The organism is Thalassococcus profundi (assembly GCF_003344785.1).
Lineage (GTDB): Bacteria > Pseudomonadota > Alphaproteobacteria > Rhodobacterales > Rhodobacteraceae > Puniceibacterium > Puniceibacterium profundi.
Map to the genome: position 1 here is coordinate 256,658 of NZ_QPMK01000001.1, position 13,975 is coordinate 270,632.

General features: G+C 62.8%; 11 protein-coding genes. 8 read left to right on the forward strand and 3 right to left on the reverse strand.

Going from position 1 to position 13,975, the window contains the following annotated elements; all coding sequences use genetic code 11:
• Positions 1-75 precede the first annotated feature (75 nt).
• Entirely contained in the window at positions 76-1,041 is a 966-nt protein-coding gene (locus DU478_RS01165; RefSeq protein WP_114509315.1) for a TAXI family TRAP transporter solute-binding subunit, read from the reverse strand.
• A gap of 125 nt (positions 1,042-1,166) precedes the next feature.
• Positions 1,167-2,081 carry a LysR family transcriptional regulator gene (locus DU478_RS01170; RefSeq protein ID WP_114509316.1) on the reverse strand — a complete coding sequence of 305 codons (915 nt, stop codon included), beginning with the start codon at positions 2,079-2,081 and terminating at the stop codon, positions 1,167-1,169.
• 113 nt (positions 2,082-2,194) lie between these two features.
• On the opposite strand from DU478_RS01170, the gene DU478_RS01175 reads away from it, so the two are divergent.
• The 6 genes from DU478_RS01175 (at position 2,195) to DU478_RS01200 (ending at position 10,268) form a co-directional block, all read left to right on the forward strand.
• Positions 2,195-3,337 carry a tartrate dehydrogenase gene (locus tag DU478_RS01175; RefSeq protein ID WP_114509090.1) on the forward strand — a complete coding sequence of 381 codons (1,143 nt, stop codon included), beginning with the start codon at positions 2,195-2,197 and terminating at the stop codon, positions 3,335-3,337.
• An 8-nt stretch (positions 3,338-3,345) separates the two neighbouring features.
• A complete protein-coding gene (locus DU478_RS01180) occupies positions 3,346-4,596 on the forward strand; it encodes a glycerate kinase type-2 family protein (RefSeq protein ID WP_114509091.1) in 1,251 nt (416 codons plus the stop codon).
• 30 nt (positions 4,597-4,626) lie between these two features.
• Positions 4,627-5,859 carry a pyruvate kinase gene (gene pyk / locus DU478_RS01185; RefSeq protein ID WP_199488269.1) on the forward strand — a complete coding sequence of 411 codons (1,233 nt, stop codon included), beginning with the start codon at positions 4,627-4,629 and terminating at the stop codon, positions 5,857-5,859.
• Between the two features lie 506 nt (positions 5,860-6,365).
• Positions 6,366-7,193, forward strand: a complete 828-nt coding sequence (locus tag DU478_RS01190) for a phosphogluconate dehydrogenase C-terminal domain-containing protein (protein ID WP_114509092.1) — start codon at positions 6,366-6,368, stop codon at positions 7,191-7,193.
• 249 nt (positions 7,194-7,442) lie between these two features.
• Positions 7,443-8,477, forward strand: a complete 1,035-nt coding sequence (locus tag DU478_RS01195) for a Gfo/Idh/MocA family protein (protein ID WP_233501078.1) — start codon at positions 7,443-7,445, stop codon at positions 8,475-8,477.
• A 3-nt stretch (positions 8,478-8,480) separates the two neighbouring features.
• On the forward strand, positions 8,481-10,268 hold the full coding sequence (locus tag DU478_RS01200; protein WP_114509093.1) for a hypothetical protein: 1,788 nt from the start codon (positions 8,481-8,483) through the stop codon (positions 10,266-10,268).
• On the opposite strand, the gene nanR is transcribed toward DU478_RS01200, so the two are convergent.
• Entirely contained in the window at positions 10,259-10,978 is a 720-nt protein-coding gene (gene nanR / locus DU478_RS01205; protein WP_114509094.1) for a transcriptional regulator NanR, read from the reverse strand. The two genes, DU478_RS01200 and nanR, sit on opposite strands and share 10 nt — an antisense overlap.
• 91 nt (positions 10,979-11,069) lie before the next feature.
• Between nanR and DU478_RS01210 the strand changes: the two genes are divergently transcribed.
• Positions 11,070-12,464, forward strand: coding sequence for a four-carbon acid sugar kinase family protein (locus DU478_RS01210; protein WP_114509095.1), 1,395 nt, complete (start codon positions 11,070-11,072; stop codon positions 12,462-12,464).
• On the forward strand, positions 12,461-13,714 hold the full coding sequence (locus DU478_RS01215) for a ribulose-bisphosphate carboxylase large subunit family protein (RefSeq protein ID WP_114509096.1): 1,254 nt from the start codon (positions 12,461-12,463) through the stop codon (positions 13,712-13,714). The genes DU478_RS01210 and DU478_RS01215 overlap by 4 nt, the downstream gene beginning before the upstream one ends.
• Positions 13,715-13,975: the final 261 nt, after the last annotated feature.

The following is a 13,975-nucleotide window of genomic DNA, read 5'->3' on the forward strand; positions in this document are numbered from 1 at the left end:
CACACAGGGAGTGATCCGGGCGGCCGCACAAGCGTCGCCCGGAATGGTCAGGTTTTCGACAGGGAGGGTGCCGAATTACTCGACCGACGGCACGTCATAGCCGTTTTCCTCGAACCAGCGGGCGGCGCCCGGATGGAACGGGATCACGGTGTTCTTGCCCACGTTCTCCGGCAGCGTTTCGCGTGCCGCGGCGTGGTTCGTCATCATGCGGTCGTGGTTTTCCATCGCCAGCGCGGTGATCTCGTAGGCGAGGCTTTCGGACATGTCCTCATGGGCGATGGCGAAGTTCCACAGCGAAGTGGTCTCGAGGGGCTCGGGCTGGTCCTCGTAGGTGTTCGCCGGGATCGTGAAGTCGGACATGGCCGGTACGATGTCCTTCATCGTGCCGCGGGTCTCGTCGTCCATCGACAGGAACCGGACGTCGTTCTCGACCGCGAGCTGCGAATAGGCGCCGGTCGGAAGGCCGGCCGCGTAGACGAAGGCATCGATCAACCCGTCCTTGAGCTGGCCGGCCGTGTCCGAACCGCCCGCGTTCGAGATTGTGACGTTGTCATAGCCTTCGGCGTTCTCGAAGAACCGCGTCCAATAAGTGGCCGAGGTCCCGCCGGCCGGGCCGACGCCGACGCGCTTGCCTTGCAGATCCTCGAAGCTTTCGATGTCCGAAGACGCGAGGACCGCGGCCTGCAGCGGCGTCTGGTACATCGGGAACAGCGCGCGCACGCCTTCGTGCGGAGTCGGCATCAGGGGGCTTTCACCGCGCCGCGCCTCGTCGGCGGGGCCAAGCGTGACGAAGCCAAGCTGGTGCTCGCCGGTTTCCACCAGGGTCACGTTCTGGACCGGGCCGCCGGTGATCTCGACGCCCGCGTTGACGCCCAGCTCTTCACTGATCATTGCGCCGAATCCGCTGCCATAGCCGAAATAGGTGCCGCCCTGGCTGCCGGTACCGATGGTGATGCTGGCCGGCCAGTCGGCATTGTCCTGTGCCGCAACAGGAAGTGCGGCCACGCAAGCGGCGGCTGTCAGGAATGCTGTGAACTTCATTGTTTCCTCCTCCGTTTTCTCCCAGAAACGCACCGCATTTGCTTCGGTGCGTTCTCCGAAATCCAGAGTGGGTGAAGGATCGCCATCGGCCAACTGACCGAAGATTATATTCTTTTATGATATAATCAGGCAGATGCTTCCAGCGCCTCGATCTCTGCGTCGAGGACAGACATGAACGCGTCGCGCAACGGGTCCCGAGTACCGCGCGGCCAAGCTGCCGCCAGGATCAGCTTGGCTTGGGCCGTTGCGCCTGGCGTCTTGATCGGAATGAACCGCACGCCCTTCACCCGCAGCCGCGAGGTCCATCGCGGCACGATCGCCAGGCCCGTCCCCGCCGCCACGAGATTGACGATCGTCTGCTTTTCCTCGGCGACCTGTGCAACGCGGGCGGCAAGCCCTGCGCGCATGAACAGTGACATTGTCAGGTCGTGCGAGTGGGGCCGCGATCGTCGGTCCGGAACGATGAGCGGTTCTTCCGAAAGGTCGGCGATCTCGATCTTTTCGCGTCCGCAAAGCGGGTGCGATTGGGGGACCGCCACTACGGCCGTTTCGTAGAACAGGGTTCGAAATACAAGCCGCGGGTCACGTACATCGGGCGGTCTGCAAAAGGCGATGTCGAGCCCGCCACTCAGCAGCTTTGGGAGCAGGTGGATCGTCTTCTGTTCGACGATCTGGATCTCGAGATCGGGATGCGTCTCGTGCATCGGCTGCAGGATCTGCGGGATCAGACCGGCCGCCGCACTGTCGATCGCACCGACCCTGAGAACATGAGCCCGGCTACTGCGCGCGGCACGTGCCTTGGTCTCGAGGGCCTCCGCCTGCTCCAGAAGCGTGCGCGCGTCCGCGACCACCTGCGAACCGGCTTCGGTCAGCGAAACCGACCGGGTTGTCCGAATGAACAGCGTGACGCCAAGATGATCCTCAAGCTGACGGATATGGCGGCCAAGCGTCGCGGGAAGAATGCCAAGCGATTGTGCGGCACGCCCGAAATGAAGGCTGTCCGCGGCCGCCAGAAAGCACTTAACCTGCGTGATGTTCATCATTCGGCCCAAATTATTATTTCATCACTGTATATAATCACGCCGGAATTGAGAAGCTCCTCCGGCGGCCTGTACGCTTGTCGATAAATCATGTGACGCGAGGAGGAGACTGCATGACGATCCTGCAAGACCACGGCGCCGAGACCGCATCCGGAACCCGCGCCTCCCCGGCAGATGGTGCGGTCAAGACCTATAGGATCGCGTCGATTCCCGCCGATGGGATCGGGCCCGAGGTCATCGCCGCCGGTCTTCAGGCACTTGACGCGCTTGCGCGGCGTGATGGCGGGTTCACCTTCGACGTGACGGAATTCGACTGGGGCTCTGACCGCTTCAAGAAGACCGGCGCGCTGATGCCCGCGGATGGCCGTGACCAGATCAAGGATTTCGACGCGATCTTCTTCGGCGCCGTCGGCGCGCCGGACGTGCCCGATCATGTGACGCTCTGGGGGCTGCGCCTGCCGATCTGCCAAGGCTTCGACCAGTACGCCAACGTCCGCCCGACGAAGATCTTGCCGGGCATCACTTCACCGCTGGCGGGCGTCGGGCCCGGCGATCTCGACTGGGTGATCGTGCGCGAAAACTCCGAAGGCGAGTATTCCGGCAACGGCGGGCGCACGCACCAGGGGATGCCCGAGGAGGTCGGCACAGAGGTCTCGATCTTCACCCGCACCGGCGTCACGCGGATCATGCGTTACGCGTTTGAACTGGCGCGCTCGCGGCCGCGCAAGTTTCTGACCGTGGTGACGAAGTCGAACGCGCAGCGTTTCGGCATGGTCATGTGGGACGAGATCGCCGCCGAGGTCGCGCAAGAGTTTCCGGACGTGACATGGGACAAGATGCTGGTGGACGCGATGACCGTGCGCATGGTCAAGGACCCCAAGAGCCTCGACACCATCGTGGCGACGAACCTGCACGCCGACATTCTGTCGGACCTCGCCGGCGCGCTCGCGGGCAGCCTTGGCGTCGCGCCGACGGCGAATATCGATCCCGAGCGTCGCTACCCGTCGATGTTCGAGCCGATCCACGGCTCGGCCTTCGATATCACCGGCAAGGGCATCGCGAACCCCGTCGCCACCTTCTGGACGGCAAGCCAGATGCTCGACCACCTGGGCGAAACCAACGCCTCGGCGAGGCTGATGCGAGCGGTCGAGAAGGTCTGCGCAGACGGCATCATGACGCCGGATGTCGGCGGCACCGCCACGACGCAAGAGGTCACCGACGCCGTTTGCGAAGCGATCCGAGCCGAAAACATCTAAGGCGGATCATGTCGACAGAGGCGGCAACTCTGCTTCGGCAGATGATGGACGCCGCGGTTTCCGCGGCCGATCCTGCGACTGTGTTGGCCCGTCATTTGCCGGAGAAGCCGACCGGCCGCTGCATTGCCCTCGGGGCCGGGAAATCGGCTGCAGCAATGGCCCGCGCGGTCGAAAAAGCGTGGCCGGATGTTGAGCTGTCGGGCCTGGTCGTGACCCGCTACGGTCATTCGGCCCCGACGGACCGGATAACGGTTCGGGAGGCCGCGCACCCGGTTCCGGACGAAGCGGGGCTTGCCGCGACGCAGGAGATCCTGGACATCGCGCATGCGGCCGGCCCCGACGACCTGGTCCTGTTCCTCGTGTCCGGGGGCGGGTCGGCGTTGCTGACGGCGCCGGTTCCCCCGCTGACTCTCGCGGACAAGATCGAGGTCAACCGGCGGCTGCTTGGATCGGGTCTTGCGATCGCGGACATGAACCGCATTCGCCGGCGGCTTTCCCTGGTCAAGGGCGGTAGGCTGACCCGCGCAGCGGCGCCCGCGCGCGTGGTGACGTTGGCGATATCGGACGTGCCGGGCGACGACCCGCTTGCCATCGCGTCCGGCCCGACGGAGACGGCCCCGGCAGACCGCGACATCTCGCACCTTGTCGAACGCCTTGGAGCGGATCTGCCCGAGCACATCGCGCAGGCCTTGCGCAGTGCTTCGCAGACGGACCCTACGCTGGAAACGGACTATCGATTGATCGCCACGCCATGGGCTTCGCTGCTGGCCGCGTCCAAGGTGGCCGAGACAGCCGGGATTACGCCGGTTCTGCTGGGTGACGCGCTGGAAGGCGAAGCGCGCGACGTGGGCACCGTCATGGCTGGGATGGCGCGCTCGGTCGCAAAGCACGGCAAACCCGCGCCACGGCCGGCCGTCCTGCTGTCCGGCGGCGAGACGACCGTGACAATCGGTGATCGGAAACCCGGTCGCGGAGGCCGGAATACCGAGTTCCTCTTGGGCCTTGCAGTCGCGCTGGAGAGGGAGCCGGGCATATTTGCCGCAGCGATCGATACCGACGGCATCGATGGAACCGAGGACGCGGCGGGCGCAGTCGTCGATCCCACCACCCTTGGCCGGGCGCTCGCGGCGGGCCGCGATCCCCATGCCGATCTCTCAGGGCACGACAGTTATGCTCTGTTCGACGCGATCGGCGATTTGATCCGGACCGGACCGACGTTGACCAACGTGAACGATATCCGTGCGGTGCTCATCGTTTGATCTGACCTGCCATCAAAGGGATGTACGCCAATGATCAGAAACAGACGTGCCAAGATTGTGGCCACGGTCGGACCTGCCAGCAACACGCCCGAGATGCTGGAGACGCTTTTCGAGGCTGGCGCGGATACCTTTCGATTGAACTTCAGCCACGGAACGCACCAGGACCACCTGGCCGTGATCCGGGCGATCCGCGCCCTCGAACAAAAGAAGGGCACTCCGATCGGGGTTTTGCAGGACCTGCAGGGGCCCAAGATCCGCCTGGGCCGCTTGAACAGGGGCGAAAAACGGCTTCGGGGCGGAGACCTGGTTCCGATCGTCTGCCGGGACACGAACGAAACGGGCAATGCGTGGCCGCTGCCGCACCCCGAGGTATTCGAGGCGATCGGCGCGGGCGACCGCCTTCTGATCGATGACGGCCGTATTCGGTTGCGCGTTGTCGAAGCAGGATCGGAGCGCATCACCGCAAAGGTCACCCATGGCGGGTCGGTCAAGGACAAAAAGGGCGTCAATCTTCCGGATACGCGGATCGACTTGCCCGGGCTGACCGAAAAGGACCATGCCGACCTGCTGTTGGGTCTCGAGGCCGGTGTGGACTGGGTGGCTCTTTCCTTCGTGCAACAGGCAGAGGACATCGAAAAACTTCGTACGCTCGTCGGCGATCGCTGCGGCCTCATCGCGAAGATCGAAAAACCGTCCGCATTGACCGACATCGATCGCATCGTAGACACGTCGGACGGTGTGATGATCGCACGCGGCGATCTTGGGGTAGAGATTCCGCCAGAAGACGTGCCCGGCCATCAGAAAAAGATCATCCAGACCTGCCGCCGAGCCTGTCGGCCCGTCATCGTCGCCACGCAGATGCTCGAATCCATGGTCGACGCACCCGGACCGACACGGGCAGAAGCGTCCGACGTGGCGACGGCCATCTACGACGGCGCGGATGCGGTCATGCTCTCGGCCGAAAGCGCGACGGGGAACTACCCTGTGGAGGCGGTGACCGTCATGGACAGGATCGCCGTCCGCACCGAAAGGCCTGCGGGCGGCTGCGCCAATCTGGACGAGAAGACCGCGAATGGTGCGAGCCCCGAAAACACGATTGCAAGGATGGCAGCGAGGGTCGCCGACGAATTGTCGTCCCCGGCGATTGTCGCCTACTCCTTGAGCGGCAGCACCGCATGGCGTGTTGCCGCAGCTCGCCCTGCCCAGCCGATCATCGTAATTACTCCCGACCTCGCAGTAGCAAGGCGCATGGCCTTGACCTAGGGCACGCGAGCCGTACTCGACGAGGATGTCGTCGAGTACGAAAGCATGGTCCGCTTCGCTCGCGGAAAATGCGAGCAACTGCTTGTCCAGGATCGCAACGAGCGCGTGGTTGTGATTGCGGGGATCCCTTTCGGATCGTCCGGCCAGACAAACAACATTCGAATTGTCGAATTGGGCCAGAACGGACCGGCTTGAGAGCTCGGCCGGCTTGAGTACGCGATGCAGGGCAACCTGCGCTGTGTGGCTCGTCTTAGTCTCAGACTGTGACACCTGCAGTATGGCGCAGCGCGACGCCGGAAGTGGAAGCCATCCACCCCCATCTGGTTTGGCGAGCCGCAACACAGCGTGTCATCTCGGGCGCCAAGGGGTTTCACGTCCCGCTGCCACGACCGTCCAGACTTCCCGGAGCCCGTGTCAAACGGCGTTCGCCGCGATCGCCGCTTGACATAGTGCTTATAACGTTATGAGGTCATACCAGTTAATGAGAGAGTGATGGAGGACGCGAGGTGACTAAGCTGGCTTTGTTCGGAGCAGGCGGGAAAATGGGTGTCCGGCTGTCTCGCAACCTTGCGAAGACCGATTTCGATGTGGCGCATGTCGAGATCTCGCAGGAGGGGCAGCAACGGCTGAGAGACGCCGTCGGGGCAGACTGCGTATCTACCGAAGATGCCCTCGTCGGAGCTGAGGTCGTGGTCCTTGCGGTGCCGGACACCGCCATAAAGGCGGTGTCTCGCGAGATTATAGACAAGGTGGAAAGCGGTGCGATAGTCGTCTGCCTCGACGCCGCGGGCCCCTTCGCCGGACACTTGCCGAACCGCGAGGACGTGACCTATTTCGTGTCCCATCCCTGCCATCCTCCGATTTTCAACGACGAAGGCACCGCGGAGGGCAGGCGTGACCATTTCGGCGGGGTTGCGGCGAAACAGGCCATCGTGAACGCACTGATGCAAGGCCCCGAAGAGCATTACGATCTGGGCGACAAGGTCGGTCGAGCCATTTATGCCCCGGTCTTCCGGTCTCATCGGGTCACAGTCGAGCAAATGGCGATGCTCGAACCTGGTCTTTCGGAAACGGTCTGCGCATCGCTTCTCGATGTTATGCGGGAAGCAATGGACGAAGTCGTCGCCCGTGGCGTCCCGAAAGAGGCCGCGCGCGACTTTCTGCTTGGCCACCTGAACATTCTGGGCGCGGTCATCTTCGACGAGATCGACGGTGTTTTTTCGGACGCTTGCAACAAGGCGATCGAGTTCGGAAAGCCCGCCCTGATGAAAGAGGACTGGAAGCGGGTGTTCGAGCCCGAGGAAATCGCGGCAAGCATCCAGCGGATCACCTGACACGCGCCCAACCGCTGAGCCAAACCGCCAGCTTGCAGCCTGCGCTCGGACCATCGACGCCGGTACCAGACCCGAACCACGTGCGGCGGCCGTCTCGGGCCGACCAAATCTGAGGTCCCCTGATGTGCGGATCGCGTTTCGAACAGCAACCGCGGTCCCACGGCGTTGCTCGGATCCGAATGGGTCGTTCGCGCGGCGCGCGATGAACAGCAAAAGGACGTACGTTTTGCATGAGACGGGAGAGATACCTTGACGAGTGAAGTGCTGAAAGGCGGACTGATCGGTTGCGGCTTTTTCGCCGTAAACCAGATGCACGGCTGGCAAGAGATCGAAGGCGTGGAGATTGTCGCCATCTGCGATCGCGACCGGGCTCGCTTGACCGAGATAGGCGACAAGTTCGACGTTGACGCACGCTATTCCGATGCAGCCGAGATGCTTGCCGCGGAGAAGCTGGACTTTGTGGACATCGCCACGACGGTGGAATCCCATCGCGCGCTCGTGGAACTCGCGGCCCGGCACGGGCTTCACGTCATCTGCCAGAAGCCTCTTGCCGAAACGATGGAAGATGCCCGCGCAATGAACGCCGCTGTCGCGGACGCGGGTCGCGTCTTCATGGTGCACGAGAACTTTCGCTGGCAATCCGGGCTTCGCGCCGCAATCGATGCCGTGCGGGCGGGCAAGATCGGTGAGCCGTTTTTCTGCCGGGCGAGCTTTCGTTCCGGCTACGATGTCTATTCGGGCCAGCCCTACCTGGCAACGGATGAACGTTTCATCATTCAAGACCTCGGAATCCACGTGCTCGACGTGACACGGGCCATCATGGGTGAAGTAAGTACCCTTTCGGCGTCGATCCAGCGCGTGAACCCGAAGATCCGAGGTGAGGATGTGGCTACCATCCTTCTGAAGCATGACAGCGGTGCCACAAGCGTGGTCGACTGCTCCTATGCCACGCGTCAGCAGCCTGAGACCTTCCCAGAGACGCTGCTCGAGATCGACGGCGAGACGGGCACGCTGCGCCTTGACGCGGGCTACCGTCTGACGATCCAGACCGCCGGAGGCGAAGACGTCATTGACGTCTCCCCGCGTCTTTATCCCTGGGCAGAAAAGCCGTGGCACAACATCCAAGAGAGCGTTGCGACGATCCAGCGGCATTTCGCGGAATGCCTTCGCCAGGGCCGGTCTCCGGAAACTTCGGGGGACGACAATCTGCGGACACTCGCGCTTGTCGAAGGAGCCTATTTCTCCGCAGCCGAGGCACGGACCATCAAACCCGAGGAGCTTTGAGCGATGGGCGACCCGATCACGCTTTTCGGCACCGACGCGGCTCGGCCGTCGGCACAGCGTTTCAACACGGGTCGGTTGAGTTTCGAACTGCTCGATGGCGGACTGCATGACATTCGTTTCGACAACATCGAGGTAATCCGCGCCGTGACCTTCCCGGTTCGCGATCGGGACTGGGGCACCATCGGACCTCGGCTGGATGCGGCAAAGATCGAAGAAACCGCTACCGGCCTGACCCTTGCCTGGAACGCCGAGTTCGTGAACGGCGGTGCCCGGCTGCGGACGAGTCTGGTGGTCACGGCCTCGGGCAATCACCTTGAGGTACACGCGACAGCCCGATCCGATGGCGATTTCGAAACCAACCGGGCCGGTTTCACCGTTCTGCATCCGATCGCTGCGTCGGCCTGCCCGCTGACGGTCGAGCATTCCGACGGGACGGCCGAGGACAGCCATCTGCCCGATCGGATCGAACCATGGCAGCCGTTCATGGATATCCGCACACTGACCCACACGCAGTCCGGCGTCGTCACCAGGTGCCAGTTGAGGGGCGATGTCTTCGAAATGGAGGACCAGCGGCAATGGTCCGATGCCTCGTTCAAGACCTATAACCGGCCGCTGGCGTGGCCTTGGCCCTATCGCCTCCGTGATGGCGAGACATTGCAGCAGAGCGTGTCGCTTAGTTTCACCGGAGAAGGCCAGCGGGCTTACGCCCAGGACAATGTCACGCTTTCGGTCGGTGCCCTGAATGGATGCCGGATCCCGGAACTCGCACTGGTGGTGACACCTGCCGAGGCCCGGGAGTTGCTGAGCGATGTAGCGCCCCTCGAACGCATCGGTCCGCAGCGGATCACTGCCCATGTCGACCCGGAGACGGATGATACCGACCTCGCGCCATTCGCGCAGTTGCGAGCCCGGTTACCGCTCGCTGTCGACCTGGAATACGCTGCGCGATGCGACGGAGACCTCGACTCAGAATTTACGGGGCTGGCCGAACAGATCCAGGCGGCGAACCTTCCGATCTCCTCCCTATTCGTCTGTCCTTCGGTTGACCGGCAATCGACGCCGCCCGGCAGTTCCTGGCCGGATTGCCCGCCGCTTGAGGATGTTCATGCTGCGGCTGCACGAGCTTTCCCCAACATTCCTCGTGGCGGCGGGATGCTGTCGTATTTTACCGAGTTCAATCGGAAGCGGCCGCCGGTCGGGATGCTCGACTTCGTGGCGCATGGAACCAATCCGATTGTGCACGCTGCCGATGACAGAAGCGTCATGCAGACCCTGACCGCGTTGCCATGGATCCTCAGATCCGGCCAAGCGATCGCCGATGGCAAGCCCTATCGGTTGGGGCTGTCCTCGATTCCCATGAGGCAGAACCCCTACGGTTCCCGGACAATCGACAACCCCGAGAATCAACGAGTCTGCATGGGAAACTCCGATCCTCGGCACTTTGCGCAATTCGGCGCGGCATTCACGCTTGGGTATCTTGCGCAAATTGCGCCGTTCGGGATCGAGGTCTGGACCCCTGCGGCGGGATCGGGGCCGCGAGGCGTTTGCAAGGACGGAAATCTGACGCCGCTTGGCGATCTCTTGTCGCGTCTGTCGCGCTTGGCCGGGCAGCCGGTCCGCAATGTCTCAGTTTCCGAGCCTGAAAAGGCGGCGGCGCTCGCGACCGAGAAAACCCTGCTGTTGGCCAACTTTACTGATGGCCCGATCAGGATGGTCATCGAGAATGGAGGCGAGGTGCGGCTTGGGCCCTATGCTATCGCCGAACACCCGCTTTCCGGTCCTCAGGAATGATGACGGTAGTTGGCTGCAGAGCGATCCAGGTGAACTTCCATCATGCCTGCGGCAGCAGAGGAATCCCCTGCCGCAATCGCCTCGATGATCCGTTCGTGCTCGTCGAGCGTGACTTCCTCGCGGCCCGACCAGTGCAAGAGCGAGGTGTGATAGTGGAAGATCCACTTCAGCATCGCCTCGGCCATGGCTGTGATGATCGGGTTGCCGGCGATCGATGCAAGCTTGCTGTGGAAGGCGATGTCGCCGCGAATGAAATCGTGCGCATTGCCGAGTTCCTTGCGTTGCTCCGCGAGGAGCCTGCGCAGGTCATCGAGATCTTGCTCATTGCGCTTGTTGGCCGCGATCTTGATGAGCCCTATCTCGAACAGTTTTCGAGCCTCCTTGAGGTGATTGAGATTTTCCGGTGCGGCCGTAATCAGGAATTGGGCGATAGCATCGACTTGGGTGAACGCCGTGGTCGGGCTGATCTCATTCACTCGGCTGCGCTCTCCATGAGATACGGTGATCAAGCCAATTGTATGCATCGTCTGCAGGGCTTCCCGGACTGCGGGTCGTCCGACGCCGAAGCGCGTCATGAGATCGCGCTCGGCCGGTACCGGGTCACCTGGCTTGAGCTCGCCGTTCAGGATCATGTTGCGGAGCCGGTCGAAGACCTCATCGGAAAGTTTACGCCTGACAATTCGGTCACGGGCGACTTGGGGCGTGTCCATCACGAGTCGGTATCTCCGTTGAGTTTGAAGGTAGCATCCACCGAAATGCTTGCGGCCAACATCGCCCGCGACTGGTATAACGAGATAATATATGCAGCATGAGGTCAACGCAAACGCACCTTCCTCTTTGCCTGAGGGACGGCCCCTCGTCGCCTGGATCGGCGACGATTTCACCGGTGCGGCGGCGACGATGGAGGTCTTGGCCTTTGCCGGACTAAAGTCGGTGCTCTTTCTGGCCGAGCCCACGGCCTCTCAGTTGGCGCAGTTCAAGGACGTCTCGGGACTGGGCATTGCGACAATGGCCCGAACCCGAGCGCCCGAATGGATGGACGAGCACCTGCCGCGCATGTTTCGCGCGCTGGCTGCTAGTGGTGCGGAACTCGTGCACTACAAGGTCTGCTCTACACTGGATTCGTCTGTTTCGACCGGGTCCATCGGCCGGGCGCTGAACATCGGCGTCGAGGCTTTCGCGCCGCGCTCGGTACCGATCATCGTGGCGGCACCCGAAATGCGACGCTACCAGGCTTTTGGCAATCTCTTCGCCGGAACCTTGCAGGGCGTCTTTCGTCTCGACCGACACCCCGTGATGTCCCGCCATCCGGTGACACCGATGACAGAAGCGGATGTCGCCCGCCATATCGGCACCCAGACTGATCTGTCAGTCGACTGCCTGGACATCGAAGCACTGGCAGACAGGAAAGGCGCGGCAGCGAGGCTCTCCGCGGCAGACGGTCCCGCAGCCTATACCCTCGATCAGATAGGCCCAGCCGAGGAGGCCGCCGCGGGCGCATTGCTCTGGCAAGGCAGGGCGGAAAACCGCTTCGTCATAGGCTCTCAGGGCGTCGAGTACGCCCTCGTAAGGCATTGGCGCCACGAAGGCCTTGTCGAACCGCCGCAGCCAATCCGTGGCATCGGTCGCGTGGAGGAGATGGCCGTCGTGTCGGGCTCCGTTTCTCCGGTTGCGGCAGATCAGATCGCATGGTCCATCAAAGACGGGTTTACGTCGGTAAGGTTCGACGCCATGGCAGCCTGCGGTTCGCCGGACGATCTCGGCGCAGCCGAGAACGCGGCGCTCGACGCCGCTTTAAACGTACTCGACAAGGGATCCGTACCCCTCATTTACAGCGCCGCCGGCCCGGATGATCCAGGGGTGAAGCAGCTTGAGGCTGCGCTCGCGGAACGGAATGCAGCCGACGTGAATGCCAAGATCGGTCAGGCGCTCGGTCGCATCCTGCGTCACCTGGTCGAGGCGCGAAACCTGCGGCGGGTTGTTGTATCCGGGGGCGACACGTCCGGGCATGTCTGTACCGAACTGGGCATTTATGCACTCTCCGCCCTGGCACCAACGATCCCGGGCGCATCAATCTGCCGCGCTCATGCCGAAGGACCGATGGATGGCCTCCAGTTGGCACTGAAGGGGGGGCAGATGGGCAGCACCGATTACTTCAACTGGGTTCGAGACGGCGGAGGCGTGAGAGCAACATGACAAATCGGATTAGGGCCACATACGAGATCGAGTCCCCTGTCGGCGTGCAGCAAGCCGCAGAAGTGCTGGCGGGAGAGCAATCGACAGGTACGTTTGTCCGCCTCGCTGCCGAAACGGATGAGTTGCGCGATCGTTCGGCCGCCCGGATCGAGCACTGCGTGGTGACCGGAGAGAGCCCGACACCTTCGCTGCCCTGCAGGATAACGGCTGACCGGTACGAGCGTGGCCAGGTCACCATCTCCTGGCCGATCGCAACAATGGGGCCATCGCTTCCGAATATCCTGGCGACGGTTGCCGGCAACCTGTTCGAGTTGGCGGAACTTTCGGCCATCCGGTTGCTCGACCTTCACCTGCCACGAGAGGTCATCGAGGCCAATCCGGGACCCCGCTTCGGAATAGCCGGCACGCGGGACCTGATGGGCGTACCCGAAGGCCCCATGATTGGCACGATCATAAAGCCGAGCGTTGGTCTCTCCGCCGCTGAAACCGCGAGCCTCGTACGCGATCTCGCCGAGGCAGGTATCGATTTCATCAAGGACGACGAACTTCAGTCGAACGGCCCAGCCTGCCCTCTGGAGGACCGGGCAAATGAGGTAATGGCCGTCCTTAACGCGCATGCGGACCGAACGGGGAAGAAGGTGATGTACGCCTTCAACATTACGGGCGAGATCGACGAGATGTCCCGCAGACTCGATCTGCTCGAAGAGCTTGGCGCGACCTGCGCAATGGTCTCTCTTCAGTCTCTCGGACTCGTGGGCCTGCGTGCGCTGCGTGAACGCAGCCCGTTGCCGGTGCACGGTCATCGCAACGGTTGGGGTCTTCTGTCGCGGTCCCCTCATATCGGGATTTCCTTCCCGGCGATGCAAAAGCTCTGGAGGCTCGCAGGAGCGGACCATCTTCACGTCAACGGTATCGGCAACAAGTTCACCGAAAGCGACGAAATCGTGGCTGAGGCGGCACGCGCGGTCCAGACGCGGGTCTCTGACGAGGGGCCTGCATTCACCGCGCTCCCTGTCTTTTCCTCCGGCCAGACGGCTTGGCAAGTCGCACCCTCCGCCGAAGCCCTCGGGAACGAGGACTTCCTGTTTTGTGCGGGCGGGGGGATCATGAGCCATCCGGACGGCCCCGCTGCCGGCATCCGCTCCTTGCGGCAAGCTGCTGAAGCCTACCGGCTGGGTCGCACCGTCGAGTCGCATGCCACGGAAAGGCCGGAGTTGTTGTCGGCGCTGACCGCATTCAAACGGAAGTAGGCGACGACAATCGCTTCCGAGTGAGCGCCTACTAAACGCCCTCTGATGAGATCATCAGATGCAGAATACTGGCTGCGGGAGAGCCCGAGCGCAGGTAGGGAATGATCCCTCCTGCGCTCGGGCTGTGCGCCTGCTCGTCCAAGCCGCCGCCGCTTTACGTCCGCCAGTCAGTCGTCATGATATCACCGAGGGCGAGGGCCGGTAACGACCTATTTTCGCCACCGGTTGACGGCTATCCCGGCTATCTTCGGCGGCCATCCA

What these genes read in the sequence shown, in the direction of transcription:
- nanR (WP_114509094.1), bottom strand. Translation starts at nt 10,978, where the DNA reads ATGGACACGCCCCAAGTCGCCCGTGACCGAATTGTCAGGCGTAAACTT.
- DU478_RS01215 (WP_114509096.1), top strand. Translation starts at nt 12,461, where the DNA reads ATGACAAATCGGATTAGGGCCACATACGAGATCGAGTCCCCTGTCGGC.
- pyk (WP_199488269.1), top strand. Translation starts at nt 4,627, where the DNA reads ATGATCAGAAACAGACGTGCCAAGATTGTGGCCACGGTCGGACCTGCC.
- DU478_RS01175 (WP_114509090.1), top strand. Translation starts at nt 2,195, where the DNA reads ATGACGATCCTGCAAGACCACGGCGCCGAGACCGCATCCGGAACCCGC.
- DU478_RS01170 (WP_114509316.1), bottom strand. Translation starts at nt 2,081, where the DNA reads ATGAACATCACGCAGGTTAAGTGCTTTCTGGCGGCCGCGGACAGCCTT.
- DU478_RS01180 (WP_114509091.1), top strand. Translation starts at nt 3,346, where the DNA reads ATGTCGACAGAGGCGGCAACTCTGCTTCGGCAGATGATGGACGCCGCG.
- DU478_RS01210 (WP_114509095.1), top strand. Translation starts at nt 11,070, where the DNA reads ATGCAGCATGAGGTCAACGCAAACGCACCTTCCTCTTTGCCTGAGGGA.
- DU478_RS01165 (WP_114509315.1), bottom strand. Translation starts at nt 1,041, where the DNA reads ATGAAGTTCACAGCATTCCTGACAGCCGCCGCTTGCGTGGCCGCACTT.
- DU478_RS01200 (WP_114509093.1), top strand. Translation starts at nt 8,481, where the DNA reads ATGGGCGACCCGATCACGCTTTTCGGCACCGACGCGGCTCGGCCGTCG.